We start from the raw sequence: 26,319 nt of genomic DNA, 5'->3' as shown, positions 1-26,319 counted from the left end.
GAAGCAGGCCGTAATGAGAGGGATGACCATGACAGCAGACGTCACGGCAACCCGTCTGTTCTGCGGTGCTGACCACGGCATCCGCAACGACGTCGTGCTCCGTCACGTCGACGGCGTCATCACCGATATCTCCGAAGCCGCGAGCCCGGCGAAGGGCCCGCGTTCCTTCATCCTCCCCGCTTTCGTCAACGCCCACGACCACGCCCGTCCGCGCGCGTCGAGCTTCGGCGCGATCGGCATGCCGCTGGAGAGCTGGATCCTGCGCACGGTGGTCGGCACGCCGGTCGATCCCTATCTCTCCGCGGCTTCGGCGTTTGCCCGCGCAGCGCAGGCCGGCTGCGCCGCGATGATGGTGCACTACACGAGGCCGAGCGGCACCATGCCGCTGGTCGAGGAGGCCAGGGCGATCGCGCGCGCCGCCGCCGATGTCGGCATCCGCATCGCCTTTGCGATCGCCGTGCGCGACCAGAACCCGATCGTCTATGGCGACAGCGAAGCGGTGCTGTCAGACCTTCCGGCCCACGACCGCAAGACGATCGAACAGCTGTTCGTTCGCACCCCGATGTCGCCGCAGGCCTATATCGAGCTGACCGACGCCATCGCGGCGGCGATCGGCGGGCCGAAAGTCGACGTCCAGCTTGGGCCGGCCGGGGTGCAGTGGTGCTCGAAGCCACTGCTGCAGGCGGTCGCGGAGAACTCGGCGCAGACCGGCCGCCGCATTCACATGCATCTGCTCGAGACGATCTACCAGCGCGCCTGGGCCGACCGGCATTTTCCCGGCGGCATCGTCCGCTATCTCCGCGACATCGGCTTCCTCTCGGAGCGGCTGACGCTCGCGCATTGCATCCACGCCCGGCCCGACGAGCTCGAGATGATCGCGGCGTCGGGCGCGCGCATCGTCACCAATTTCTCCTCCAACCTCCACCTGCGCTCAGGACACGCACCAATCGCGGCGGCGCATAGCTGCGGCTGCGGGATTGCGGTCGGCGTCGATGGCCTTGCGCTCGACGAGGATGACGACGTGCTGCGCGAGATGCGGCTGGTGCAGATGATGCACGGTGGCCTCGGCTTCAAGCGCACCTGGACAGCTCAGGAGTTCTTCGCGCTCGCGATCCGCAACGGCCGCCGTGCCACCGGCGCGCCCGGAGCCGGCGAGCTCGCGGTCGGTGCGCCGGCCGATTTCGTCGGCATCGATCTCGACCGCCTCGAGCGTGATCAGATTCTCGATGCCGATCCGCTCGACCTCCTGTTCGCACGCGGCAATGCGTCGCTGATCTCAGAGCTTGTGGTCGATGGTCGCACCGTCGCCAAGGCCGGCCGGTGCCTCGGTGTTGACTTTCCCGCCATTGAGCAGGAACTGCGTAACATCGCCGGTGCGAGCGATGCCACATACGCGCATGTCTTGCGCGCATGGCCGCGATTGTCGAACTCAGTGCAACACTGGTTCGAAGCGCAACTCACCTGCAATTAGCTGCACAAGCCTCGCTTCGCGCTGAGCAGCAATTTCGGTCATACGCTCGCTAATTCCGTCAAGCGGAAGAAAATTCCACTTGCATCACACAGTCGGCGCGGCTTCAAGTTCACCCAACAAGAAAACTGAATCAGCCGCTGTCACCGGCTGGTCATGTGTCGCGAGGAAGCCTGATGGGCGCGTTGTCGCATCTGCGGATTGTCGAGATCGGAAGTGCTGCGGCGACGAGCTATTGCGCGCGGCTGTTTGCCGATTTCGGCGCCGATGTGCAGAAGGTCGAGCCGCCGCAGGGCGATCCGCTTCGCCGCACCGCGCCGCTGACGCCCAAAGGCCAGAGCGCGTGGTTTGCGTTCCTCAACTTCAACAAGTCGAGTGTCGTGCTCGACAAGCGCGACGTCTCGCGCCTGCGCGAGCTGATTGTCGGCTGCGACATCCTGCTCGACGGGCGCGGCATTGCTGCGGCGGATTGTCCCGAGATCGACCTCGACGCGATCAGGCGGGATCATCCCGGCCTGATCCATCTCGACCTCGCCTGGTTCGGCGATCGCGGTCCCTACGCCAATTTCGCGGCGACCGACTCCACGATCCGCGCGCTGACCGGACTGGTGAAGCTGGTCGGTCCGGAGCAGGGGCCGCCGATGCACGCGCCGGATTTCCAGATCGGCATCCTGGGCGGGCTGTGGGGTTTCATCGCCGCCGCATCGTCGGTGCTCGGGCGCATGCAGGACGGGCGCGGGCGCGCAAACCATCTCAGCCTGTTCGAGGCCAGCATCGCCGTCACCGAATACATCATGTTCGAGGCGTTCCAGCGCGGCGATATCATGCGGCGGATCGGCGTCAACCGGTTCTGGCCGACCTTTCCGGTCGGCATCTACGAGACCAGGCAGGGCTGGCTCGGCGTCACCACGGTGACCCCGGCGCAGTGGCGCGCGTTCTGCGAGATGCTCGGGCTCAACGAACTGCGCGACGATCCGACGCTGGTGATGGGTGTCGACCGGCTGCGCCATGTCGCCGAGATCGAAGGCAGGATCTTGCCAAAGCTGAAGCAGCGCACCGCGCAGGAGTGGTTCGCGGAAGGGCTCAAGCGCAAGATTCCGATCGTGCCGGTGCCGGAGGTAGCGGATCTGATCGCCGATGAGGAGAAGCGTGCGCGTGGCGCCATCGTCCCGATCACCGTCGGTGACGAGACCGGCTTTTCCGCCGGCACGATGCAGCGGCTGACCGCAACGCCGCCGCTGCGCGGCGGCCGGGTGCCTGATCTCGGCGAGCAGCAGGCGAGGCGCGAGGCTGCGCCGCGCGTGCCGGTGCCCAGGCCCGCGGCAGCCGATCGCTTGCCGCTCGAGGGCATCCGCGTCGTCGACTTTTCGATGGGCTGGGCCGGGCCGATCTGCACCCGCACGCTCGCCGATCTCGGCGCCGACGTCATCAAGATCGAGGCGACCCAGTATCCGGACTGGTGGCGTGGCGTCGATCGCCGCCCGGCCTATGTGCTGGAGCAGATGTACGAGAAGTCGGTGCGCTACTGCATCATGAACCGCAACAAGCGCGGCATCACGCTCGATCTGACCCGGCCGAGGGGGTTTGAATTGGCGAAGCGCCTGCTCGCCGATGCCGACCTCGTGGTCGACAATTATTCGGTCGAGGTGCTGCCCAAGCTCGGCCTCGGCTACGACGTGCTGAGCAAGATCAATCCAAAGCTGGTGATGATGTCGATGTCGGCGTTCGGCGCCGGCAGCGTGCATCGCGACTGCCGCGCCTACGGCTCGACCCTGGAGCAGGGCTCCGGCCTGCCCAGCGTGGTCGGCGATCCCGATGGTCCGCCCGTCATGAGCCATACCGCGTTCGGCGACGCCGTCGGCGGGCTCAACGGCGCGGCCGCGGTGCTGACTGCGCTGATCCATGCCAAACTGACGGGGCAGGGGCAGTTCATCGATCTGGCGCAGATCGAATGCATGATGCCGTTCGCCGCGCCCTGGATCGTCGCGCATTCGACCAGTGGCAAGCCGCCGACCAAATACGGCAACCGCCATCCCGATTTCGTGCCGCATGGCTGCTTTCGCTGCGCCGGAGAGGACAACTGGATCGTCGTCGCGGTGTCCGACGACGCGATGTGGCCAAAGCTCGCGCGGCTGCTCGGCCGCGAGGATTGGGCGGCGGACGAGACGCTCAAGACGGCCGCGGGCCGCCGCGCCATCGAGGCCGAGATCGAGGCTGCGATCATGGCCTGGACCGCGGCGCGCGATGCCGATGTGGCGATGATCGCGCTGCAATCTGCCGGCGTTGCCTCCGGCGTCGCGCGGCTGCCGATCGATCTCCTGGAGGATCCGCAACTCCACGCCCGCGGCTTCATCCAGCAGGTCGACCGCGCGTTCATCGGACGACATCCGCAGCCGTCGATGCCGTTTCGCGAGAGCGATGCGCCATTTGCCATTCGTTCAGTGCCGCCGACGCTCGGCGAGCATAACCGCGCGATTCTTGGCGGCATGCTCGGGCTCTCCGACGCCGAGCTCGATGAGCTCAGCCGCGAGGGCATCATCGGCACCGAGATGCTGATGGAGGAGCAGCTGGTGAAAGAAAAGAAGCGGGCGGCGGGCTGATGGAGGCAGGCCAACCGGCACAGCGCAGGGCGGAGGGTGCGCGCGACGGCGCGCGGCCGCTGCTGTCCGTGCGCGGGCTCGGCATCCGCTTCAAGACCGCGCAGGGCGTCTGGCAGGCGACGCGCCGCATCGACTTCGATATCGCGCCCGGAGAGCGCGTCGGCATCGTCGGCGAGAGCGGCTGCGGCAAGACCATCACCGGCCTGTCGATCCTGCGGCTGTTGCCGGGCAATTTTGCCGGCCTCGACGGCAAGATCCTGTTCGACGGCGTCGATCTCGCCTCCTGCAGCGCGCGGCAGATGCGCGCGATCCGGGGCAAGCGGATCGCGATGATCTTCCAGGAGCCGATGAGCGCGCTCGACCCGGTGTTCACCGTCGGCCACCAGATCGCCGAGACGCTGCGCGTCCATACCGATGTTTCCCATGAGGAGGCGCGCGCCAAAACGCTGGAGATGCTCCGCCGCGTCGGCATCGCCTCGCCCGAGCGGCGGATCGACGACTATCCGCACCAGCTCTCCGGCGGCATGCGCCAGCGCGTGATGATCGCCGCGAGCCTGATCTGCGGGCCGCAGCTCCTGATCGCGGACGAGCCGACCACCGCGCTCGACGTCACCGTGCAGGCGCAGATCCTCGAGCTGCTGCGCGACATCAGCGAGACCTCGAAGACCGCACTGATGCTGATCACCCACGATCTCGGCGTCGTCGCCGAGACCTGCACGCGGATGATCACGATGTATGCCGGCGAGGTGATCGAGGACGCCACGGTCGACGAGGCGCTGGTGCGGCCGTTGCATCCCTATACGTCGGGACTGCTACGCTCGCTGCCGCATTTGAGCCCGCGCCACGGCCGCCTGCCGTCGATCCCGGGCCGGGTGCCGTCGATCGCGGAGATGCCGGCCGGCTGCCGCTTTCGGGCCCGCTGTGCGCATGCGGCGAAAGGCTGCGAGGCCGAGCAGAAGCTGCAGGACGCCGGCGGCGGCAGAAGAGTGCGCTGCTGGCGCTTTGCCGAGCTCAATCTGCCGGGCGCGCTGCATCCGTCCGGCGCGCCGGCGGCTGCAAAGGTCGCGACGCAATGACCACAGCCGGTGCCGAGCCCCGCCGCGACGCCATCGTTTCGGTGCGCGACCTTCAGGTCCGCTTTCAGACCTCGGACCGCCGCGCCACCGTGAAGGCGGTCGACGGCGTCAATTTCGACGTCCGCCGCGGCGAGACCTTCGGCATCATCGGAGAATCCGGATCGGGCAAGACCACGATCGGCCGCGCGCTGGTGTTCCTGCTCAATCCCAGCGCCGGCGCCATCCTGCATGACGGCGTCGATCCAACGGCACTGCGACGCCGGGAGTTTCAAAACCATCGCCGCGACTACCAGATCATCTTCCAGGACCCGAACGCCGCGCTGAATCCGCGCATGACCATTCTGGCCTCGGTGCTGGAGCCGCTGGAGCTCGCAGGTGTCGGCAACCGTGCCGAGCGCGAGCGGCAGGCGCGGGAGGCGCTGGAGCGCGTCGGCCTGCCGCAGGAGTTCGGCGCGCGCTACCCGCATCAGCTGTCGGGCGGCCAGAAGCAGCGCGTCGTGATCGCCCGCGCGCTGACGCTGAAACCCAAACTGATCGTCTGCGACGAGGTGGTGGCCGCGCTCGACATGTCGATCCGCGGCGACGTGCTCAATTTGTTTGCCGATCTGCAGCGCGACCTCGGGCTGACCTATGTCTTCATCACCCATGATCTCGCCGTGGTCTCGCATATCAGCGAGCGCGTCGCGGTGATGTATCTCGGCCAGTTCGTCGAGCTCGGGCCGACCGAGGAGGTTGCCGAGCGGCCGCTGCATCCCTACACGATCGCGCTGCTGTCGGCCGAGCCGCGGCCGCTGCCGTCCACGATGCGCCAGGAGAGCCGCATCGTCTTGCAGGGCGAGGTGCCGAGCCCGATCGATCCGCCGTCGGGCTGCCGCTTCCGCACCCGCTGCCCGCATGCGCAGCCGCTCTGCACCGACCGCGTGCCGGAGTGGCGCGAGCTGAAGCCCGATCACTGGGTGGCCTGCCATTTCGCTGATCGCCCGAATTTTTCGCCGAGTTAGCGCGCGATGAGATCAGTTCGAATAGTGACCCGAAGGAACTGCACTCCCTCCCCCGCAAGCGGGAGAGGTGCAGCCAGTCTGCCGCCAAGCCGATTCAAATTGACGCCCTGGGATAATGGAGGACCTGCCATGACGATGACGACACGACGCGAGGTTATGGCGCTGATCTCGGGCGCACTGGCCAGCACCACGCTCGGCGGCCGCGCCTTCGCGGAAGGCCCGCCGAAGAAGGGCGGCACCTTGCGCATCTCGGCGCCGGCCAATCCGTCGAGCCTCGATCCTGCAACCGGCGGCGCCGGCTCCGACCACGCCTTCCTGTTCACGATGTACGACACGCTGACCGAATGGGAGTTCGATACGCTGAAGCCGAAGCCCGGCCTTGCCGAAAGCTGGAAGTTCACCGACCCCACCACGCTGGTGCTCAACATTCGCGCCGGCATCACCTTCCATGACGGCACGCCGCTCGATGCGGAAGCCGTCAGGTTCAATCTCGAGCGCAACCGCAGCGATGCGAAGTCGAACATCAAGGCCGATCTGCTCTCGGTCGCCGCGGTCGAGGTCACCGGCCCGCAGCAGGTGACGTTGAAGCTGAAGACACCCGATACCGCGCTGCCCGGGATTCTTTCCGACCGCGCCGGCATGATGGTGTCGCCGACGGCGCTGAAGGCGGCCGAGGGCGGTATCGTGACGCGCAAGCCGGTCGGCGCCGGCGCCTATTCGTTCGTCAGCTGGGCCGACGGCGAGAAGATCGTGGTCAAGCGCAACGAGAAATACTGGAAGCCGGAGCGGCCGCTTCCCGACGCCATCGAGATATCGATCATTCCCGAGCTCACCACCGGCGCCCGCTCGGTCACCGCCGGGCAGAACGATCTGATCTACCAGCTGCCGCCGCGGCAGAAGGTGATCATCGAGCGCGCCTCCAGCGTCAAGGTGGTGCACGGCCCGACGCTCTATGTGCTTCAGATCTTCCTCAACTGGGCCAAGCCGCCGTTCGACAATCTCAAGGTCCGCCAGGCGCTGAACTTCGCGATCGACCGCGAATCCTTCGTCAAGGCCGCGCTCGCCGGTCTCGCCGAGCCGGCCTACATGAATTTGCCGAAGGCGCATTGGGCCTATGATGCCGAGGTCGCAAAGCTCTATCCCTATGATCCCGACCGAGCGCGCAAGCTGCTCGCCGAGGCCGGCTTCAAGGAGGGCACCCCAATCGAGCTCGGCGGCTATCCGGACCAGGATTCGGTGCAGCGTCAGGAGATCCTGATCGAGCAATTGCGCAAGGCCGGCATCGGCGTGCGGTTCGTCAACGCCCCGATCGCGGAGGCTTCCGCCGCCTTCTTCGGCGCGGAGAAGAAGGGCGCCGGCCTGCTCTCGGCCTGGACCGGGCGGCCCGATCCGAGCCTGACCTACTCGCTGATGTTCACCAAGGACGCCTACTACAATGCCGGCCGCGCGCCAGTGCCGGGCGAACTCGAGGCCGCGATCAAGGAATCGCGTGCGTCTGAGGATATCGAGGTCAGGCGCAAGGCGTTCTCCACCGTGCAGCGGCTGGTGATGGAGAATGCCTTCGTGGTGCCGCTCGCGTTCCAGTTCGAGCTGGTCGCGATGAACAAGAAGGTGCAGGGCTATCGGCCGAACCTGCTCGGCAAGCCGAAATACGACGACGTCTGGCTCGGGAGTTAGGCGATGGCGCGACGGTCACCGGTCAAGGTCGTCGGCAGCCGCCTCGTGCAGGCGCTGCCCGTGGTCCTGCTCGCGACCTTCATGGTGTTCGCGCTGCTCAAGCTGGTGCCCGGCGACATCGCCGTGACACTGGCGGGCGACAACGCGACCGACGCGCGGATCACCGAGATCAGGAAGATCTACGGCCTCGACCGCCCGTTCCTGGTGCAATACGGCGCCTGGCTGGGCAATGTCGCGCAGGGCGATCTCTCGCAATCGCTACTCACCGGCGAGAAGGTCGCGGACTCGATCGGGCGTGCGTTTCCGAACACGCTGCTGATCGTCGTGATCGCGCTGGCGCTGGCGCTGGTCACGGGCATCCCGATGGGCGTGATGGCCGCGATCCAGCCGAACGGCTGGGTCGACAAGCTGATCAGCATGCTGGCGTCGCTCGGCGTCGCGGTGCCCGGCTTCTGGCTCGCGATGATCCTGGTGGCGGAATTCTCGTTGAAGCTGAACTGGCTGCCGGCGACCGGCGCGAAATCCTTCAGCGCCTCGCCGGTCGATGCGATCAGGCATGCGCTGCTGCCGGGCATCGCGATCGCGGCCTACGGCATGGCCGAGGTCGCGCGCCAGCTGCGCGGCGCGCTGCTGGAGGTGTTGTCGTCGCAATATGTCCGCACCCTGCATGCCAAGGGGCTGTCGATGTCGCGCATCCTCTGGCAGCACGGCCTGAAGAATGTGGGCGTCAATCTGCTCACCATCGTCAGCCTGTTGGTCAACCGCATGCTGGCGGCGACCGTGGTGATCGAGGCGGTGTTCGCGATTCCCGGCCTGGGCAGCCTGATCGTGCGCGGCGCGATCCAGCGCGATTTCCCGATCGTGCAGGGCGTCGTCTTCACCATGGTGGTGGTTGTCATCGCGGTGAACCTGGTCACCGATTTGCTGTGCGCCGCGGTCGATCCGAGGATCGAGCAATGACCGAGGTGGCGCTCGCTCCCCTGAAGGCACCGGCGCGGCCGACGCGGCTGCGGCGATTTGCGCGCTGGCTCGCCGGCGACCTCAGGGCCGGGCTGTCGATCCTGGTGCTTGTGGTGCTCGTCGTGGTCGCAATCGGCGCGCCCTGGATCGCGCCCTATGCGCCGACCGCGCAGGACGTCAACAACATGCTGGCGCCGCCGGGGCCGGCCCATCTGCTCGGCACCGACGATCTCGGCCGCGACATCTTCTCGCGTTTGATCTACGGCGCGCCGGCCACCGTCTATGCCAGCCTGCTTGCGGTCGGCGTCGCGGTCCTGATCGGGCTGCCGGTCGGCCTCATCGCCGGCTATTTCGGCGGTTGGATCGACGACATCATCAGCCGCATCATCGACACCTTCCTGTCGTTCCCCGCCATCGTGCTGGCGATCGCGGTCACCGGCGCGCTCGGCATCGGGCTCACCAACGGCATGATCGCGGTCGGCATCACGATGTTTCCGGCGCTGGCGCGCATCGTCCGCGCCCGCACGCTGATCGTGCGGCAGGAGCTCTATGTCGATGCCTCCAGAGGCTTCGGCGCGCCGACCTGGCATGTGCTGTGGCGCCACGTGCTGCCGAACACGCTGCAACCGGTCATCGTGCAGGTGACGCTCTTGCTCGCCGCCGCGCTGCTGGCAGAGGCCAGCCTGTCGTTCCTCGGCCTCGGCATCCAGCCGCCGGACCCGAGCTGGGGCGCCATGCTGGCGCGCGCCTATCAATACATGGAAATCGCCCCGGAGCAGATGTATGCGCCGGGCCTTGCCATTCTCGTCGTCTCCCTGGCGTTCAATGCGCTCGGGGAGTCCTTGCGTGTCGTGCTCGATCCGACCATGAAGGATCGCTAGAGCATGATCCGGAAAAGTGGGTACCGGTTTTCCCGCGCGACAAACGCGAAGCGTTTGCGCGGAGATCATGCTCAAACAAAAGAGCCTTTGGTGAAATTGTGATGTCGTTCAAGAAATTGCTGATTGCCAATCGCGGTGAGATCGCGATCCGGATTGCCCGTGCCGCTGCCGACAGCGGCATCGCGACCGTCGCGATCCATCCCGCCGACGATGCCGCCTCGCTGCATGTCCGATCCGCCGACGCAAGCCACGGGATTCCGGGCCACGGCGCCCGGGCCTATCTCGACATCGAGGCCGTCATCGCGGCGGCCAAGGCCACGGGTTGCGATGCGCTGCATCCGGGCTACGGCTTCCTCAGCGAGAACACGCAGCTCGCGCGGCGCTGTGCCGAGGAGAGGATCACCTTCGTCGGCCCGTCGCCGGAGGCGCTCGATCTGTTCGGCGACAAGGCCAAGGCAAAGGCGCTGGCGAAGAAATGCGGCGTCCCGATCATTGCCGGCACTTCGGGCGCGACCAGTCTCGACGAGGCAAAGGCGTTCTTCGCCGAACTCGGCGCCGGCGCCGCCGTGATGATCAAGGCGATCGCCGGCGGCGGCGGGCGCGGCATGCGCCTGGTCGAGGATGCCGCCAAGCTCGACGAGGCCTATGCGCGCTGCCAGTCGGAGGCCAAGGCGGCGTTCGGCAGCGATGCGGTCTATGTCGAGCGGCTGATCCGCAAGGCGCGCCATGTCGAGGTGCAGATCATCGGTGACCGCCATGGCGCCATCAGCCATCTCTGGGAGCGCGAATGCACCATCCAGCGCCGCAACCAGAAGCTCATCGAGGTGGCGCCGAGCCCGTCGCTGAGCGAGGGAATGCGCGCGCGCATCATCGAGGCGGCGAAGCAGCTCGCGTCCGCCGCACGCTACGACAATCTCGGCACGTTCGAATTCCTGGTCGATGACGAAGCCGGGGAGAGCGAGGGGGCGTTTGCCTTCATCGAGGCCAATCCGCGGCTCCAGGTCGAGCACACCGTCACCGAGGAGGTGCTCGGCATCGACCTCGTGCGTTCGCAGCTCGCGGTCGCCGCCGGCGCCACGCTGGTCTCGCTCGGCCTCGCCCAATCAGCGGTACCGCTGCCGCGCGGCTATGCGATGCAGCTTCGCGTCAACATGGAGGTGATGGACGAGAAGGGAGTGACAAAACCGACCGGCGGCACGCTCAGTGTGTTCGACCTGCCGTCCGGCCCCGGCGTTCGCGTCGATACCTTCGGCTATTCCGGCTACCGGACCTCTGCCGCGTTCGACTCGCTGCTGGCAAAAGTCATCGTGCATTCGCCGAGCCCAAAATGGACCGACGTGGTGCACAAGGCATCGCGCGCCTTGCGTGAATTCCGCATCGGCGGCGTCGCCACCAACATCCCGTTCCTCGGCGCGATCCTGGCGCATCAGAGTTTTGGACGGAACAAGATCAGCACCAACTTCATCGATACCCATGTGGCGGCGCTGGTCGGCGCGGCGCAGGAGCATGCCGCGCCGCTGCTCGAGGTGAGCGAGGCGGCTGCGGCCAAACCTGCCACTATCGAAGCTGCACCCGAAGGATCGCTTCCGGTGCCCGCGCCGCTGCAGGGCACCATCGTGGCGATCGAGGTCGCGGAGGGCGATCTGGTTCGGCCCGGCCAGCAGATCGCGGTGCTGGAATCGATGAAGATGGAGCATCTCGTCACCGCGCCGCATGGCGGCCGGGTGACCAGGATCGCGGGCGGCATCGGCGTCACGTTGATGCATGGCGAGCCGATCCTGTTCTTTGAGCCTGCCGAGGTCGACGGCCAGCACGCGGCGGAGGAGGCAGTGATCGATCTCGATCACATCCGGCCTGATCTCGCTGAGCTGATCGCGCGCAAGGCGATCACGCTGGACGAGAACCGCCCGGCCTCGGTCGAGCGTCGCCGCAAGACCAACCAGCGCACCGCGCGCGAGAACATCGCGCAGTTGGTCGATGAGGGCTCGTTCGTCGAATACGGCTCGCTTGCGATCGCGGCGCAGCGCCGCCGCCGCAAGGTCGAGGACCTCATCAAGAACACGCCGGCCGACGGGCTGATCGCCGGCGTCGCCACCGTCAACGCCAGGGATTTCGGCGCCGACGGCGCGCGCTGCATGGTGATCTCCTACGACTACACCGTGCTCGCCGGCACCCAGGGCCATATGAACCACAAGAAGATCGACCGCATGCTCGGCCTCGCCGAGCAGTGGCGCATGCCGCTGGTGTTCTACGCCGAGGGCGGCGGCGGCCGTCCCGGCGATACCGACCGGCTCGGCATGACCGGCCTTGACGGCCCGTCCTTCGTGCAGTTCGCAAAGCTCTCCGGGCTGGTGCCCGTGGTCGGCGTGGTCTCCGGCTATTGCTTCGCCGGCAATGCCGCGATGCTCGGCGTCTGCGACGTGATCATCGCGACCAAAAACGCCTCGATCGGCATGGGCGGCCCGGCGATGATCGAGGGCGGCGGGCTCGGCGTCTACCATCCGGCCGAGGTCGGCCCGGTCTCGTTCCAGTCGCCGAACGGCGTAATCGACATCCTGGTCGAGGACGAGGAAGAGGCGACCACGGTCGCGCAGAAATATCTGTCCTACTTCCAGGGCGCCGTGCAGGACTGGAAGGCGCCGGACCAGCGGCTGCTGCGCCGCGCGATCCCGGAAAATCGCCTGCGGGTCTACGATATCCGCAACGTCATCGACCTGATCGCCGACGAGGGCTCGGTGCTGGAGATACGCAGGGATTTCGGCGTCGGCATGATCACGGCCTTCATCCGCATCGAGGGCAAGCCGTTCGGCCTGATCGCCAACAATCCAAAGCATCTCGGCGGCGCGATCGATGCGCCGGCCGGCGACAAGGCCGCGCGCTTCATGCAGCTGTGCGATGCCTTCGACATCCCGATCGTCTCGCTCTGCGACACACCGGGCTTCATGGTCGGCCCCGAGGCCGAGAAGACCGCGATCGTGCGTCATGTCGCGCGGATGTTCGTCACCGGCGCGAGTATCACGGTGCCGCTGTTCGGCATCGTGCTGCGCAAGGGCTATGGTCTCGGCGCGCAATCGATGATCGGCGGCGGCTTCCACGCCTCGTTCTTCACGGTGGCGTGGCCGACCGGCGAGTTCGGCGGCATGGGCCTCGAAGGCTATGTCCGCCTCGGCTTCCGCAAGGAGATGGAGGCGATCGAGGATCCGGTCGAGCGCGAGAAGTATTTCCAGACCAAGGTCGCCGAGCTCTACGCCAACGGCAAGGCGGTCTCGATCGCCTCGGTGCTCGAGATCGACGAAGTGATCGATCCCGCCGACACCAGGCACTGGATCATGGCCGGCCTCCGCTCGGTGCCGAAGCCCGAGCCGCGGACCCACCGCAAGCGGCCGTGCATCGATGCGTGGTAAGGTGACGGCGCAACACACTCTGTGTCGTCCCGGCGAAAGCCGGGACGACGGCGGTGGGTGTGGCTCGCGCTTCGCCTCAATACGCACGTTAGCCCAACCTCAACTCCACATACCCCTTCGCCGCCACCTCGTCGCATCGCGCGCGATACGCCGGGGCGCTGCCGCTGTAGCGGGCGACGATGCGGGTCTGCTTGCCCTCGACATTGCGGTTGATGCCGGTCATCCAGGAATCGACCTCGTTGGAGAGCAGGCCTGTGCCGAGCGCCTTGACATGCTCGGTCCAGTCGGCGGTGCCCTCGGGCGTGGCATCGAGGAAGGTCAGGCCTTTCGCTTTCGCGAAGCGGATCAGCCCGGTGACCCAGTCGACGCTGTATTCGATGCTGCGCGGGATGTTGCCGAGCGCGGTGTGCGGGCCCATCAGCATCATCATGTTGGGGAAGCCGTCGACCATCAGCCCGAGATAGGTCGCGGGGCCGTGCGTCCATTTCTCCTTCAGCCGCGCACCGTGCGCGCCGCGGAAATCGATCTTGTCGAAGCTGCCTGTGATGGCATCGAAGCCGGTGGCGTAGATGATGATGTCGAAGGCGTAGTCCTTGTCGGTGGTCCGGATGCCCTCGGGCGTGATCCGCTCGATCGGCGTCTCCTTGATGTCGACGAGCTCGACATTGTCGCGGTTGTAGACCTCGTAATAGAAGGTCTCGAGTGGCAGCCGCCGCGTGCCGAAGCCGTGGTTCTTCGGGATCAGCATCTCCGCGACCTTGGGATCCCTGACGCGCTCGCGGATCTTGCGCGCGACGAAATCGCTGATCGTGGCATTCGCCGCGCGGTCGATCAGGATATCCTTGAAATTGCCCTGCCAGATGCCGAAGCCGCGCTCGCCATAGAGCTTCTCGTAGAACGCCTCGCGCTCCGCCTCGCTCACCTCGAACGCGCCGCGGGGATCGGGCGTATGCACGAAGCAGGCGAAGGTCTCCTTGCAGCGCGCGAAGATCTCGGGATAGCCGGCCTTGATCCTGGCTTGCGTCTCGGCGTCGATCTTGCCGTTGTGCAGCGGCGCCGCCCAGTTGGCGGTGCGCTGGAACACGGTGAGATGCCCGACCTCGCCGGCGATCGTCTGGATGGTCTGGATGCCGGTCGCGCCGGTGCCGATCACGGCGACGCGCTTGCCGGTGAAATCCACCTTCTGCTTCGGCCAGCGCGCGGTGTGGAACGATTGGCCCCTGAAATCGTCGCGGCCCTCGATGCGCGGCAGGGTAGGGGTCGACAACGGACCGATCGCGGTGATCAGGAAGCGGCAGGCGTACCGCGCGCCGCTCTCCAGCGTGATCCGCCAGCTTCGCGTGTCGTCCTGGTAGATCGCTGATGTGACGCGGCTCTCGAACTGGATGTCGCGGCGCAGGTCGAACTTGTCGGCGACATAATTGCAGTAGCGCAAGGTCTCGGGCTGGCCGGCGAAATGCTCCGACCACTCCCATTCCTCTAGCAGCTCCTTCGAGAACGAGTAGCCGTAGGAATAGCTTTCGGAATCGAAGCGCGCGCCGGGATAGCGGTTCCAGTACCAGGTGCCGCCGACGCCGGTGCCGGCCTCGAACACGCGCGCGCTAAGACCGAGCTCGCGCAGCCGGTAGAGCTGGTACATGCCGGACAGGCCGGCGCCGATGATGATGACGTCGTAGTCCAGCGCAGCCGTCTGGGCGGTGTTGTCCTGGCGCAATTCGGCCACCTGTCGTTGCTCCCTGATGGATTGATTGCCGGCAAGGCTAGCCGGTCTTCCCGCTGCCGACAAACATCGAACAGCGGGGCAGCTATCGGGATTTGCCGGGTGCGTGGGCCCGCGCGCATTCCGCGCGGCGGTCTGTCCGCCCCGTGGCTTTACTCGGCCGCGGGATTCCCTCTATCGTCGGCCCGACACAACGATCGCCCGCCAAGCGGCGACGGAACCTAACGGGAGTGAAGCGATGGGAGAGGCGCTGCGCAGGCCGACGTCGACAGACGTCAGCAATCCCCGGCTTTATCAGGACGACACCTGGCGGCCGCTGTTCGCGCAGCTCCGCCGCGACAATCCCGTGCATTATTGCGAGGCGTCGGCCTACGGCCCGTACTGGTCGGTGACGCGCTACGACGACATCTTCGCGGTCGAGCTGGATCACCAGAACTATTCGTCGGCCTCCGAGCTCGGCGGTATCCAGGTCGCGGACCAGCCGAAGGGGCAGGAGCGGCCGAGCTTCATCCGCATGGACCCGCCCGGCCACACCGCGCAGCGTCGCACGGTGGCGCCGATCGTGGCGCCGTCGAACCTTGCCAATTTCGACACCCTGATCCGCAAGCGCACCTCGGCCGTGCTCGACGCGTTGCCGCGCAACGAGACCTTCGACTGGGCCGAGCGGGTCTCGGTCGACCTCACCAACATGATGCTGGCGACGCTGTTCGATTTCCCCTCCGAAGACCGCGCCAAGCTGACCTGGTGGTCGGATGTCGCGATCGCCAACGTCGAATCCCCCGACGCGGTGGTGCATTCGGAGGCTGAACGCACCGCCGAACTGGTCAAGATGGGAGAATATTTCCGCAAGCTGTGGGACGCGCGGATCGATGCGCCGCCGACTTTCGATTTGATCTCGATGCTGGCGCATTCGGACGCGACGCGGAATCTGGAGCCGCGCGAGTTCATCGGCACGATCGGGCTCCTGATCGTCGGCGGCAACGACACCACGCGCAATTCGATGTCGGCCGGGCTGATGGCGCTGTGCGAGAACCCGGAGCAGTTCGAGCTGGTCCGCGCCAGGCCGGAGCTGATCCCGAACCTGGTCTCCGAGACCATCCGCTACCACACGCCGGTGCTGCACATGCGCCGCACCGCACGCAACGATGTCGAGCTTGCCGGCCGCCGGATCAAGAAGGGCGACAAGGTCGTGATGTGGTACATCTCCGGCAACCGCGACGAGGACAAGATCGAGCGCGCCGACGAATTCATCATCGACCGCGCCAAGCCGCGCCAGCATCTCGCCTTCGGCGCCGGCGTCCACCGCTGCGTCGGCGACCGCCTCGCCGAGCAGCAGCTGCGCATCCTCTGGGAGGAGGTTCTGGCGCGCGATCTGCGTTTTGAGATGATGGGCCCGCCGCAAAGGCTCTATTCCAATTTCATTCGCGGTATACGAAGCTTGCCGGTGAGAATCGTCAATTGAGCTGCATTATCCCGTCATTGTTATCGCTCCTCGCAATGACGAAAGAAGAGACTTCAAGGAACAAGAATGAAGAACGATCCCGTTGACGTCCTGATCATCGGCGCCGGCGCCTCCGGCGCCGCGGTGGCCTGGAGCCTCGCCGATACCAAGATGCATATCCTCTGCCTCGATCAGGGCGGCTGGATGAATCCGGCCGAATATCCGAGCACCGGGCGCGACTGGGAGGCGAAGTTCTACGGCGAGTGGTCGTCCAGCCCGAACGTCCGCCGCCGGCCCGAGGACTACCCGATCAACGACGACAATTCGCCGATCAAGGTCGTCAACTTCAACGCCGTCGGCGGCTCGACGGTGATTTACACCGCGCACTGGCCGCGGCTGCATCCGTCCGACTTCAAGGTGAAGACGCTCGACGGCGTCGCCGACGACTGGCCGATCGACTACGACGCGCTCACCCCGTTCTTCGAGGAGAACGATCGGATGATGGGCGTCTCGGGCCTGTCGGGCGATCCGCTGTCGCCGCTGAGCCACCCGCCGATGCCGCAGCAGCCGCTCGGGCTATCGGGCCCCTTGATCGGCAAGGCCATGAACAAGCTCGGCTGGCACTGGTGGCCGTCGGACACGACGGTGGCGACGATGGACTACGAGGGCAGGGCGCGCTGCATCAATCTCGGCCACTGCACGCCGGCCTGCGCGCAGGGTGCCAAGGCCTCGACCGACATCACCTACTGGCCGCACGCGGTCCGCGCCGGGGTCGAGCTCAAGACCCATTGCCGGGTGCGCGAGATCCTGACCAATGAGCACGGCATGGCCTCCGGCGCCGTCTATTACGACAAGGACGGCGTCGAGCAGTTTCAGCCGGCCGAAGTCGTCATCATCGCCTGCAACGGTGTCGGCACGCCGCGGCTGCTGCTCAATTCGGCGTCAGGCAAATTCCCGAATGGCCTCGCCAATTCGTCGGGCCTGGTCGGCAAGAACCTGATGTTCCACCCCTATGCGCAGATCTACGGCTTCGTGAAGGAGCCGACCGACAGCAACCGCGCGCCGCCGACCTGCCTGTGGAGCAAGGAGTTCTACGACACCGATCTGTCGCGCGGCTTCGTCCGCGGCTACGGCATCCAGTTCGGCCGCGGCGCCGGGCCGGTGTTCGAGGCGGTCGCGAGCGAGCAGAAGGGCATCCTGCCCTGGGGCAAGGATCATCACCGCGTGTTCCGCAAGCTCAACGGCCATCGTCTCGCGGTATCGGCGATCTGCGAGGATCTGCCGGAGGAGCACAACCGCGTCACGCTCGATCCCGTGCTGAAGGACAGCCACGGCATCCCCGCGCCGAAGATCGACTACACGATCAGCGCGAACAGCCGGAAGATGATGGATCACGGGCTGGCGCGTGGCCGGGAGATTCTCGAGGCCGCCGGCGCCAGCGACATCTGCATCAACGATCCGATCCCGTGGGGCGGCTGGCATCTGCTCGGCACCGCGCGGATGGGCACCGATCCGGCGCGCTCCGTGGTCAACGAATGGGGCCGCTCGCACGACGTGAAGAACCTCTTCATCGTCGACGGCAGCATCTTCGTCACCTCGGGCGGGGTGAACCCGACCTCCACCATCCAGGCCCTTGCGCTCTACATCGCCGACCAGATGAAGCAGCGCCTCGCCAATCTGTTCGACTGAGACCGCCAGAGACCGACATGTCCGATAGCAATCAACTGACCGCAGCCCAGCGCGCCGATCTGCGCACCGTCGCCGCGATGATCGTTCCCGCAAGCGACGAGTACAAGGTGCCGGGGGCGGACGATGCCGCGATCCAGGCCGACATGCTGGCGACGCTCGGCCGCGACACTGCGCTGGTCGCCCAGGCGCTGGATCATCTGGCTGATCTCGCGGGCAAGCCGCTCGCCGAGCTCGACGATGCCAGGCGCGATGCGGTGGCGCGGGAGTTTCGTAGCCATGGCGGCGCTGCCGCGGCAACGCTCGTCCGCGTGGTGCTGCAATGCTACTACCGCGACGACCGCGTGCTGCGCTCGCTCGGCCTCGAGCTGCGCGCGCCATTCCCGAAAGGCCATGTGCTGCCGGAGGGCGACTGGTCGCTGCTCGATCCGGTCAGGGAGCGTGGCGGGGTGTTGCGGCGGGCGACCTAGCCGATTGGGCAGGTATGGGCGGGCCGGGGGCGTAACCACTTGCGGCGGCAGGAACCGGTCACCATCTGAGGGGACCAAAGGACTCTCGCCATGCTGGATTTTACCTCAGATTCCGCCGCTGACGCGCCGTCAGCGGCGACGGCCGATGCTGCCCGGGATAACGACCGGGCGTTGCTGGATGCCTATTCCAATGCCGTGATCGACGTCACCGACCGCGTCGGCCCCGCCGTGGTCCGGGTCGAAACCGGACCGAAAGTGCGCAACGCGCGCGAGCGCGGCGGGCTCGGCTCGGGCATCGTGATCTCACCAGACGGCTTCGTGCTGACCAACAGCCATGTGGTCGGATCGTCGAAGGAGATCCGCCTGCGCGACACCGAGGGCTTCGTCACCGACGCCCATGTGCTCGGCGTCGATCCCGACACCGATCTCGCCTTGCTGCGGGCCGACGGCGCGCGCGATCTGCCCTATGCCTCGCTCGGCAACTCCAAGACCTTGCGGCGCGGCCAGCTCGTGGTCGCGATCGGCAATCCGCTCGGCTTCGAATCGACGGTCACCGCCGGCGTGGTCTCGGCGCTGGGACGCTCGATCCGCTCGGTGAGCGGGCGGACCATCGAGGACGTGATCCAGACCGACGCCGCGCTCAACCCCGGCAATTCCGGCGGGCCGCTGGTGTCGTCGAAGGGCGAGGTGATCGGCATCAACACCGCGATCATCAACGGCGCGCAGGGCATCTGCTTTGCGGTCGCCAGCAACACCGCGCAGTTCGTGCTGTCGGAGATCATCCGCCACGGCTATGTCCGCCGCGCCTATATCGGCGTCGCCGGCCAGACCGCGCCGGTGCCGCGGCGGCATGCGGTGCTGGCCGGCGTCGAGAACAAGATGGGCGCGCTCCTGATGCAGATCGAGCCGGACAGCCCGGCCGCGCGCGCCGCGCTGCTGCCGGGCGACGTCGTGATCAGGCTCGACGGCATCGAGATCAACGGTGTCGACGACCTGATCCGCGCGCTCGATCACAGCCGGATCGACCGCACCCTGTCGATGGACGTGCTCCGCCTCGGCCGCCTCCGCGCGATCGAGATCCACCCGATCGGGCGGAAGCCCGCGAAGCAGTGAGCGTGCGCGCTATCCGCGCGCGAGCTGCGCCCTCTCCCCTTGTGGGAGAGGGTGGCGAAATCGAGCGGAGCGAGGTGAAGCCGGGTGAGGGGTCTCTCTCCGCGGAGACAAACCCCTCATTCGTCGCGGATTGCATCCGCGCCACCTTCGACTGCCTGCGTGGTCGTGCTCGTAACCGTTCTTGGCTACGCGATCCGCGTGGACCTCGGCGTGTACTCATAAACCTGCAAAATGTCGGGTCTTGGAGGCGAAGCGGGACTCTTGTGCTCGTCCTGCGGTTTACTGGTTGTGGGTCCGAAGCTGAAGGTCCATTCGTCCGTCAGCAGGTCAGCTCCATTTGGGCAGAGCGGACGCGGCCCCGTTTGGCTGCCATGAGGCGGCTTTTGACCAAAACCGACATCCCGCTAGAAGCTTGATCCTCGTCAAAAATGCTCACATCAGATGAGCTTAGAAGAGGCGAACCTCACAGAAGTTGCGGGAGGTCCCGATGTCGCACTTCGTCATTTGCTTCATGAAAGATGTGCTCGGCGAGAACGGTCGGCAGGCCGAGATTTGCCAGAGGATCCTTGAGATCGACGCTCCGACTGAGGGGGAGGCCGAGGAGATCGCCAAGAAGAGATTCTGCGAAGCGGAAAGGCTTTGCGAATGGTCGCTGCATGCCGACCGTATTCAGGTCAAGTCTGCTGACTTTCCGTCGTAGAGCGGGGCGCAGAGCTTCAGGACTTGCCGGGCTGTCCTCCAGCCACACGGTTGGTGGCTTGGTCTGCTCTCTGGCGGGAGCACCGTAGTCATACGGCTGCGCTCCGGCGCGCCGCAGCGCTAACCTTGGAACCTCTTCCGTCAAGGTAGTTGCCCAAGCACATGCCTACGCAGGACGTTGAACGATACCGGCAGAAAGCTGCCGAATGTGAAGACGAGGCGGCCAAGGCCACGTCCGCGAGCGCGAAGGAAGCTTGGCTGCAGGCTGCCGAGGAATGGAGGAAACTCGCACGAGCGGCAGAGGAAAAGCCGGCCGGTGCTAAAGCCGTGTCCAATCCTGCGTTGCAAAGCACTGGTCACGATCCGTCATGATCAAGAGATAGCAAGTAGCCCGCATGAGCGAAGCGATATGCGGGATTGATCTTGCGCGTTGCATGTCGACCCCGGATGTCGCTTCGCTCATGCGGGCTACGCTTGCTGGGGCGATCAAGGTTGCCGAGCGCACTCTGAAGGAGGAGAAGTCACGAAGTCAGGCTGCGCATGGCGACTAGCATCAGCGCCGCACGCAGCTCGGCCGCTTTGCGCCACAGGTTCGGATTGCCCTGCCATGACGGCGGTTCGCCCTGGTCACGATGCCCCCGGATCCTGAAAGCTGCTGCCGATCCACCGCGACGAAGTCAATCGCGAGAATGGCGGGGTCGACATCTCGGCGCGGCGGGTTATCGTTCCCGCACTGGAGGTCATCAAGCAAGCGAGGGCAATTGCGACTACGCCTTCACGGGTCGCTCGGTAACTCGATCGCTCCCGTAGTTCGCCGGCTGGACCCAACGACCTACGCAGGTTTCCCTAACGTGGTCGCCCGGGATAGCCTGCCCGGCAAAACCGGGCAGAAGGGGCCACGTTTCATCCCCGAGACGTTACGTGCGTTCAATCCAGCGGCCTCTTCAGCGGCTGCCGGGTTTTGCCTGCGGGTTCTGGCAAGTGCTCTTCGTACCACCGCAACGAGGCGGCCGCATAACCTTCCATGTGCGGAGTCCACTTCAGCGCGTTGCATCGCGCCCAGTCTCACGCGGCGCGTTCACGCGCGATCTGGTCGGTGGATCGGTCACCGCTCTTGATGTGGCCCAGCTCATGCATCGCGACCGCATAGGTAATCTCCGACGCAATGCGCGGCGTTCGAATGAACTCCAGCTCACCGCTCAGCGCAAGCGCCTGCAATGGATTGTCGCACCATTGGACATCGACCTCTTCGTCGGCGCACAACTTCAGGAAATGCCTTTTGAGATCGGTGATGACCATATTGGCCTTAACATTAAGTGGCGGATTGGCAGCGCAACGCAGCGGTCACGCGACAAGTATGCCCGAGATATTCCAGTCGGATTCGCGAGCTTCTCGCGCAAACCGCAAGACCGCCCTGCAGGCCGGGCATTGATACGTGTTGCCGGTTGGCCCGGCGGCAATCAGTTCTCGTTCTACATCGCACGCCACGCATCTAGGCGGACCCAATTGTTGCAGCCTCTCCGGTAAGAAGATTAGCATCGCGGTTCTCCAAAGGCCTGGTGAGGCGCGTCGGCACGCAGCCGCTCGCAACAGAACTGGAGTAATTTTTGGACCGCCTCTTGTGCCGCAAGGGCATCCGCCTCGGCGCGAGCCGTCGGGTCGGCAAGACCATTTCGCAAACATTTGATTTTGTTGAAATGAACCTGACCATCCGCTGTTCTGCTCTCGACAAACTTCAGTTGGTCCGGATGGTGGCTCTGCTTGTCGAGTTGAAAGCGCAGCGGTCTGACGATAACGGTTCGCCTTACAGGATCGACATCGCTGTCGGCCAAGAGATCAAGAAAATGATCGATATTCGCGCGAGCTATGTACCTGTCCATCACGCTACCTGACGCAACATAATTGCTAGTTTTGTGGAGAAACTAGCGAACCTCCTTGCTCGACTTCGTTGCGCTAGCGCAAACAAAACTGAAGAATGCTGCAGGTGAGATCGGTCTGCAACTGCACGGCGGCCAAGCCATTGCTGAGACCAGAGAAGGAAGAGGCCGCCAGCGAGGCGGCCTCTTTCGGGCGACTGCTAGTAAGGGGGTTATCCCAACAGCCGCCCTTGTTGCGCTCCAAATCCGGGCCCCGCCCCGCGCGGCAACCCATTCCGCAACCGAACGAACCCTAATGATCCCTTCCACCTCATTCGTTGCGCTACATCAAATGCCGTGGGATTACGGGACCGCATTTGGTCTATGTGGATACGATCGTCGAGCCGACTCCTCCGAAGGGCTGACACGCTGCTCCATGATCGCGTCGTTCGAGCAGCCGTCTTAGATTGATCCAAGTCAGAACCTCAGCGCGTGCTCGGCCGTAGCCTTTCACGTCATCGCGAGAACTGGAGGCGAGCCATGCAAGTTCCAACGATAGGTGATGTGTTTCTTGTGACGATGATCACAGCTGTGGTCATGCTGATCGAGATCGGGGTTTTCGTAAGTCTTGGGCTGGTCTGAGCCGTCGCCGCGATATCCACGGTCGATTTTACTCCATCGGCGCGCGGTTACTCTCACGCCAACGCCGCAAAACAATGACGGTTCGATTTATAGCTGGGGCAACCCGATCAGAAAATTCGGCTCGTTTGCGTAGGGAATTTCCCGGAGCGAAACCGATTCGCCTGTGCCAGCTTCTTGCCTGTTCACCAGCCCGTGGCAAACCCTGTGTTCCCCGCACCGACGATCGCCGGACCTCGCCAGAGCGTCCTCATAGCCTACGTATACATACGTAGTTCCACGGGCCGTCAGCCTGTCACATATTGATGGCATGGCTCGCCCGATCATGTTCAAGTGTCCAAGTACCGGCATGAATGTCCAGCATTGGCTCGCCGCTCCGGCCGATACGTCGGAGCGCATGTACCAATCAGTGGTGTGCGCAGCCTGTGCAAAACTGCATCTTCTCGATAGCTCGACTGGCAAGTTGCTGGGCGAAGCGACGAATCCGCTTTCTGGATAGAGAGTTGAGCATGCAGCGCTTTGTCGAGAAGCAGAACATCGCCCGCTCCGAGCGCCTGCTGTTTGAGCAATTCCGCGAGAAATCGCACGTTATCATTCGCGAGCAGTTGTTGGTGTCGAAACGCAGGCTCTTGCTTGATCTCGGTCAACAAATGAGGGGAAGGCGCTGGTAGATGGAGGCGTGCGTTTACCCCAAACCCAAACGCATCCCCAAGTGAGCCGCCAAGGAGCCCCTTGGCGGCTCTTTTTTCGGTCGTCTGGTACGGTAAACGCAACAACGCCGCCGAAGTGTTCCGGTGGCGTTTGGTGGATGATCATTAATTAGCCCGGCCATGGCCGGTTGCATAAGTTGGCCGCCCCCGTCGATACGCAGTCCGGGTATCTGCCGCTGCTTACCGAGGCACCGGAATGCGATCCATTTGGCGTGATCGCTGTTCACCACCAGTATGGCCACCGCCACGGGATCACGACCTCGTTCGTTCATGAACGACTTGTGCCTTCCGCGTCCGGGCTTCAGCACCTGATGTCCCGAGGTTACACAGCACCAGGGCCGCTCCGAGAGTGCATGCGACGGTCATCATCTTCATCATGCATCGGCCTCCTAGCCTGAGAGTGCAAAAGGACTCAACGCAAGGCAATTCGCTCTTCGCGACGGACGCTTACGCTGTCGGGCTGAGCATTTGCGGTATTTCTGAATAATAGAAGGTATCGCTGAGTTGCCCGACATGTCAAGTTGCCTGTCCGAGGGCCGGCGGCCCTGCTCCTTTGCATGGGGTTGTTTTCGATATTTTGGGTGGTGGCGGCAACGGGCACTTCGAATGTGAAAGCATCGGAGCTGGTTGAGGGGGCTCTCTCCGCGGAGACAGACCCCTCATCCGGCGTGGACTGCGCATAGCCGATGCGGCATCGGCGTCCCGCAAGGACGGCGGCCCCGTGGGCCGCCTGCGGCCACTTTCTCCCGCATCCGCCTTTGCCAAGGCTACGGCGGACATGAGGGGAGAAGGGAAGGAGGAGTTCGCGGCGCCCCTACTGCAGCGCCGCCAGCAGCTCGTCGGGCTGCTCGACCATCATCATATGGCCGGCGCCCGGCAGCACCACGGTGCGGGCGTTCGGCGTCGCCGCGGCGAGTGTCTTGCCGGCCTTGGCCGGGGTCATCATGTCGCGCTCGCCGAGGATGAAGGTCGCGGGCACCTTGACCGCGGCAGCCGCCGTGAGCGCGTTCTGGTAGGCGTTGCAGGCATTGAGGTCGTTGTACAGCACGCCCGGCTTCGCCTCCTGCAGCACCCGCTGCGCGCCCTGATGCATCCACAGGCCCGGCGCGAGGCTGCCGCCGAGCTCGGCCTTGAAGCCGAGGCCCCAGATCGAGACCATGTCGATCGCGGAGACATCATTGGCTTCGGCGGCCTTCAAGAGATCGGGGCCGACCGTCATGGTCGCGGCGGTGCCGATCAGCGCGAGGCCGGAGACCTTGTCAGGATGCCGCGCCGAGGCCTCGATCGCGATCAGCGAGCCCATCGAATGGCCGATCAGCCGCGCCTTCGATGCGCCGGCCGCCGTGATCAGCGCCGCGATCCAGTCGGCCATTTCGGCGATGGTCGGGAGTGGCTTGCCGGCGGAGCGGCCGTGGCCGGGCAGATCGGGCGCCAGCACGGAGTAGCCGTGATGGGCGAACCAGCGGCTGTGCAGCGCCCAGGTCGAGGAATCGAAGCCGGCGCCGTGGATCATCACGACAGCCGGCAGCGACGGGTCGAACGGCCTGCCGCCGGTCGCGATGAAGGTGTCTGATCCGTTCACGGAAAGCTGCATGGCCCTAAGTCCTTTGCGAGGCGCGCAGCGCCTGGCCGAGATCGTCGATGATGTCCTGCGCGGTTTCGATGCCGACCGACAGCCGCACCAGCTCCTCGCCGATGCCGGCCGCTTTGAGTTGCTCGGCATCCATCTGCTGGTGCGTGGTGCTGGCGGGATGGATCACCAGCGTCTTGGCATCGCCGACATTGGCGAGATGGCTGATCAGCTTGAGGGACTCGATGAACTTCTTGCCGGCGGCGCGGCCGCCCTTGATGCCGAAGCTGACGATCGAGCCGGCGCCGCGCGGCAACAGCTTCTTGGCGAGCGCGTAATCCGGATGCGTCTCCAGCGAGGGATGCAGCACCCAGTCGACCGCCTTGTTCGCGGCGAGGGCGTCCAGCACCGGATGGGTGTTGCTGACGTGGCGGTCCATGCGGACGCCGAGCGTCTCGATGCCCTGCAGCAGCTGGAAGGCGTTGGTCGGCGACAGGCAGGCGCCGAAATCGCGCAGGCCCTCGGTGCGGGCGCGCATGATGAAGGCGGCCTTGCCGAACTGCTCGTCGAAGACGATGCCGTGATAGCCGGCATAGGGTTCGGTGAGCTGCGGGAATTTGCCGGAGGCGCGCCAGTCGAACCGTCCGCCGTCGACGATCACGCCGCCGATCGCGATGCCGTGGCCGCCCATCCACTTGGTCGCGGAGTTCATCGCGATATCGGCACCGAGCTCGATCGGCTGGCTGAGATAGGGCGTCGCGAAGGTGTTGTCGATCAACAGCGGGATCTTCGCGTCATGCGCGATTTGAGCAACCGCAGGGATATCGAGCACCTCGAGGCCGGGATTGCCGATGGTCTCGCCGATCACGAGCCGCGTATTCGGCTTGATCGCGGCACGGAATTCGTCGAGCGCACGCGGCTTCACGAAGGTCGTGGTGATGCCGAACCGCGGCAGCGTGTGCGCCAGCAAATTGATGGTGCCGCCATAGAGCGAGGCGGAGGCGACGATGTGGTCGCCGGCATTGAGCAGGGTTGCGATCGCAAGATGCATCGCGGCCATGCCGCTGGCGGTGCAGATCGCCCCGACGCCGCATTCGAGCGCGGCGATCCGTTCCTCCAGAACCGCAGTCGTCGGGTTCGAGATGCGGGTATAGATGTGGCCGGCGCGCTCGAGGTTGAACAGCGCCGCGGCGTGGTCGGCGTCCTGGAACACGTAGGACGTGGTCTGATAGATCGGAACCGCGCGCGCGCCGGTCGCGGGATCGGGGCGCTGGCCGGCGTGCAGGCTCAGGGTTTCGAAGGCAGGCGGCTTGGGTGCGGGCATGGGAAGCTCGTCAGGTCAGTCGAT

19 protein-coding genes are annotated in these 26,319 nt (G+C 65.4%); 15 read left to right on the top strand and 4 right to left on the bottom strand.

Features of this window, described 5'->3' with window-relative positions; all coding sequences use genetic code 11:
* Positions 1-22 precede the first annotated feature (22 nt).
* The 8 genes from JEY66_RS31885 to JEY66_RS31850 all read left to right on the top strand — a co-directional run bounded on the left by JEY66_RS31885 (position 23) and on the right by JEY66_RS31850 (position 13,067).
* Entirely contained in the window at positions 23-1,471 is a 1,449-nt protein-coding gene (locus JEY66_RS31885) for an amidohydrolase family protein (protein ID WP_018270424.1), read from the top strand.
* A gap of 173 nt (positions 1,472-1,644) precedes the next feature.
* Positions 1,645-4,068 (top strand): CaiB/BaiF CoA transferase family protein, encoded by a 2,424-nt coding sequence (locus tag JEY66_RS31880; RefSeq protein WP_018270425.1) that lies wholly within the window; start codon positions 1,645-1,647, stop codon positions 4,066-4,068.
* The gene (locus JEY66_RS31875; RefSeq protein WP_018270426.1) at positions 4,068-5,144 is read left to right on the top strand and encodes an ABC transporter ATP-binding protein; all 1,077 of its coding nucleotides are present in this window, start codon (positions 4,068-4,070) and stop codon (positions 5,142-5,144) included. Before JEY66_RS31880 ends, JEY66_RS31875 begins: the two co-directional genes overlap by 1 nt.
* Positions 5,141-6,145, top strand: a complete 1,005-nt coding sequence (locus JEY66_RS31870) for an ABC transporter ATP-binding protein (RefSeq protein ID WP_018270427.1) — start codon at positions 5,141-5,143, stop codon at positions 6,143-6,145. The genes JEY66_RS31875 and JEY66_RS31870 overlap by 4 nt, the downstream gene beginning before the upstream one ends.
* A 129-nt stretch (positions 6,146-6,274) precedes the next feature.
* Positions 6,275-7,822: an ABC transporter substrate-binding protein gene (locus tag JEY66_RS31865; RefSeq protein WP_018270428.1), complete on the top strand. Its 1,548-nt coding sequence runs from the start codon at positions 6,275-6,277 to the stop codon at positions 7,820-7,822.
* 3 nt (positions 7,823-7,825) lie between these two features.
* Complete coding sequence (locus JEY66_RS31860; protein ID WP_018270429.1) at positions 7,826-8,782, top strand: ABC transporter permease; 957 nt, start codon at positions 7,826-7,828, stop codon at positions 8,780-8,782.
* Positions 8,779-9,663 carry an ABC transporter permease gene (locus JEY66_RS31855; protein WP_018270430.1) on the top strand — a complete coding sequence of 295 codons (885 nt, stop codon included), beginning with the start codon at positions 8,779-8,781 and terminating at the stop codon, positions 9,661-9,663. Before JEY66_RS31860 ends, JEY66_RS31855 begins: the two co-directional genes overlap by 4 nt.
* Positions 9,664-9,764: 101 nt before the next feature.
* The gene (locus JEY66_RS31850) at positions 9,765-13,067 is read left to right on the top strand and encodes a carboxyl transferase domain-containing protein (protein ID WP_018270431.1); all 3,303 of its coding nucleotides are present in this window, start codon (positions 9,765-9,767) and stop codon (positions 13,065-13,067) included.
* An 88-nt stretch (positions 13,068-13,155) separates the two neighbouring features.
* On the opposite strand, the gene JEY66_RS31845 is transcribed toward JEY66_RS31850, so the two are convergent.
* A complete protein-coding gene (locus tag JEY66_RS31845; protein WP_018270432.1) occupies positions 13,156-14,790 on the bottom strand; it encodes a flavin-containing monooxygenase in 1,635 nt (544 codons plus the stop codon).
* Positions 14,791-15,025: 235 nt separating this feature from the next.
* Here JEY66_RS31845 and JEY66_RS31840 point away from each other — a divergent pair, with 235 nt between their 5' ends.
* From JEY66_RS31840 to JEY66_RS31820, 5 genes are all read left to right on the top strand, one after another.
* Positions 15,026-16,249 carry a cytochrome P450 gene (locus JEY66_RS31840; RefSeq protein WP_018270433.1) on the top strand — a complete coding sequence of 408 codons (1,224 nt, stop codon included), beginning with the start codon at positions 15,026-15,028 and terminating at the stop codon, positions 16,247-16,249.
* A gap of 66 nt (positions 16,250-16,315) precedes the next feature.
* Entirely contained in the window at positions 16,316-17,917 is a 1,602-nt protein-coding gene (locus tag JEY66_RS31835) for a GMC family oxidoreductase (RefSeq protein ID WP_018270434.1), read from the top strand.
* A gap of 17 nt (positions 17,918-17,934) precedes the next feature.
* The gene (locus tag JEY66_RS31830) at positions 17,935-18,384 is read left to right on the top strand and encodes a gluconate 2-dehydrogenase subunit 3 family protein (RefSeq protein WP_018270435.1); all 450 of its coding nucleotides are present in this window, start codon (positions 17,935-17,937) and stop codon (positions 18,382-18,384) included.
* Between the two features lie 90 nt (positions 18,385-18,474).
* On the top strand, positions 18,475-19,497 hold the full coding sequence (locus JEY66_RS31825; protein WP_018270436.1) for a S1C family serine protease: 1,023 nt from the start codon (positions 18,475-18,477) through the stop codon (positions 19,495-19,497).
* Between the two features lie 487 nt (positions 19,498-19,984).
* The gene (locus tag JEY66_RS31820; protein WP_016842474.1) at positions 19,985-20,197 is read left to right on the top strand and encodes a hypothetical protein; all 213 of its coding nucleotides are present in this window, start codon (positions 19,985-19,987) and stop codon (positions 20,195-20,197) included.
* A 1,064-nt stretch (positions 20,198-21,261) separates the two neighbouring features.
* Here JEY66_RS31820 and JEY66_RS31815 read toward each other — a convergent pair.
* The gene (locus JEY66_RS31815) at positions 21,262-21,495 is read right to left on the bottom strand and encodes a hypothetical protein (RefSeq protein WP_018270439.1); all 234 of its coding nucleotides are present in this window, start codon (positions 21,493-21,495) and stop codon (positions 21,262-21,264) included.
* A gap of 308 nt (positions 21,496-21,803) precedes the next feature.
* Between JEY66_RS31815 and JEY66_RS31810 the strand changes: the two genes are divergently transcribed.
* Positions 21,804-22,088: a hypothetical protein gene (locus tag JEY66_RS31810; RefSeq protein ID WP_141381940.1), complete on the top strand. Its 285-nt coding sequence runs from the start codon at positions 21,804-21,806 to the stop codon at positions 22,086-22,088.
* A 1,112-nt stretch (positions 22,089-23,200) separates the two neighbouring features.
* Complete coding sequence (locus tag JEY66_RS31805; RefSeq protein ID WP_018270441.1) at positions 23,201-23,362, top strand: hypothetical protein; 162 nt, start codon at positions 23,201-23,203, stop codon at positions 23,360-23,362.
* An 853-nt stretch (positions 23,363-24,215) separates the two neighbouring features.
* Here the strand turns inward: JEY66_RS31805 and JEY66_RS31800 are convergent.
* Together JEY66_RS31800 and JEY66_RS31795 are read right to left on the bottom strand one after the other, a co-directional pair.
* Complete coding sequence (locus tag JEY66_RS31800; protein ID WP_018270442.1) at positions 24,216-24,995, bottom strand: alpha/beta fold hydrolase; 780 nt, start codon at positions 24,993-24,995, stop codon at positions 24,216-24,218.
* 4 nt (positions 24,996-24,999) lie between these two features.
* The gene (locus tag JEY66_RS31795) at positions 25,000-26,295 is read right to left on the bottom strand and encodes an O-acetylhomoserine aminocarboxypropyltransferase (RefSeq protein WP_018270443.1); all 1,296 of its coding nucleotides are present in this window, start codon (positions 26,293-26,295) and stop codon (positions 25,000-25,002) included.
* Between the last annotated feature and the right edge of the window lie 24 nt (positions 26,296-26,319).

The organism is Bradyrhizobium elkanii USDA 76 (genome assembly GCF_023278185.1).
GTDB classification, from domain to species: domain Bacteria; phylum Pseudomonadota; class Alphaproteobacteria; order Rhizobiales; family Xanthobacteraceae; genus Bradyrhizobium; species Bradyrhizobium elkanii.
Note: the sequence above shows the minus strand (reverse complement) of the source record. Positions and strands in the feature narration are given on the sequence as shown.

What these genes read in the sequence shown, in the direction of transcription:
- JEY66_RS31860 (WP_018270429.1), top strand. Translation starts at nt 7,826, where the DNA reads ATGGCGCGACGGTCACCGGTCAAGGTCGTCGGCAGCCGCCTCGTGCAG.
- JEY66_RS31880 (WP_018270425.1), top strand. Translation starts at nt 1,645, where the DNA reads ATGGGCGCGTTGTCGCATCTGCGGATTGTCGAGATCGGAAGTGCTGCG.
- JEY66_RS31855 (WP_018270430.1), top strand. Translation starts at nt 8,779, where the DNA reads ATGACCGAGGTGGCGCTCGCTCCCCTGAAGGCACCGGCGCGGCCGACG.
- JEY66_RS31800 (WP_018270442.1), bottom strand. Translation starts at nt 24,995, where the DNA reads ATGCAGCTTTCCGTGAACGGATCAGACACCTTCATCGCGACCGGCGGC.
- JEY66_RS31875 (WP_018270426.1), top strand. Translation starts at nt 4,068, where the DNA reads ATGGAGGCAGGCCAACCGGCACAGCGCAGGGCGGAGGGTGCGCGCGAC.
- JEY66_RS31795 (WP_018270443.1), bottom strand. Translation starts at nt 26,295, where the DNA reads ATGCCCGCACCCAAGCCGCCTGCCTTCGAAACCCTGAGCCTGCACGCC.
- JEY66_RS31835 (WP_018270434.1), top strand. Translation starts at nt 16,316, where the DNA reads ATGAAGAACGATCCCGTTGACGTCCTGATCATCGGCGCCGGCGCCTCC.
- JEY66_RS31825 (WP_018270436.1), top strand. Translation starts at nt 18,475, where the DNA reads ATGCTGGATTTTACCTCAGATTCCGCCGCTGACGCGCCGTCAGCGGCG.
- JEY66_RS31850 (WP_018270431.1), top strand. Translation starts at nt 9,765, where the DNA reads ATGTCGTTCAAGAAATTGCTGATTGCCAATCGCGGTGAGATCGCGATC.
- JEY66_RS31840 (WP_018270433.1), top strand. Translation starts at nt 15,026, where the DNA reads ATGGGAGAGGCGCTGCGCAGGCCGACGTCGACAGACGTCAGCAATCCC.
- JEY66_RS31830 (WP_018270435.1), top strand. Translation starts at nt 17,935, where the DNA reads ATGTCCGATAGCAATCAACTGACCGCAGCCCAGCGCGCCGATCTGCGC.
- JEY66_RS31865 (WP_018270428.1), top strand. Translation starts at nt 6,275, where the DNA reads ATGACGATGACGACACGACGCGAGGTTATGGCGCTGATCTCGGGCGCA.
- JEY66_RS31815 (WP_018270439.1), bottom strand. Translation starts at nt 21,495, where the DNA reads ATGGTCATCACCGATCTCAAAAGGCATTTCCTGAAGTTGTGCGCCGAC.
- JEY66_RS31820 (WP_016842474.1), top strand. Translation starts at nt 19,985, where the DNA reads ATGTCGCACTTCGTCATTTGCTTCATGAAAGATGTGCTCGGCGAGAAC.
- JEY66_RS31805 (WP_018270441.1), top strand. Translation starts at nt 23,201, where the DNA reads ATGCAGCGCTTTGTCGAGAAGCAGAACATCGCCCGCTCCGAGCGCCTG.
- JEY66_RS31870 (WP_018270427.1), top strand. Translation starts at nt 5,141, where the DNA reads ATGACCACAGCCGGTGCCGAGCCCCGCCGCGACGCCATCGTTTCGGTG.
- JEY66_RS31885 (WP_018270424.1), top strand. Translation starts at nt 23, where the DNA reads ATGACCATGACAGCAGACGTCACGGCAACCCGTCTGTTCTGCGGTGCT.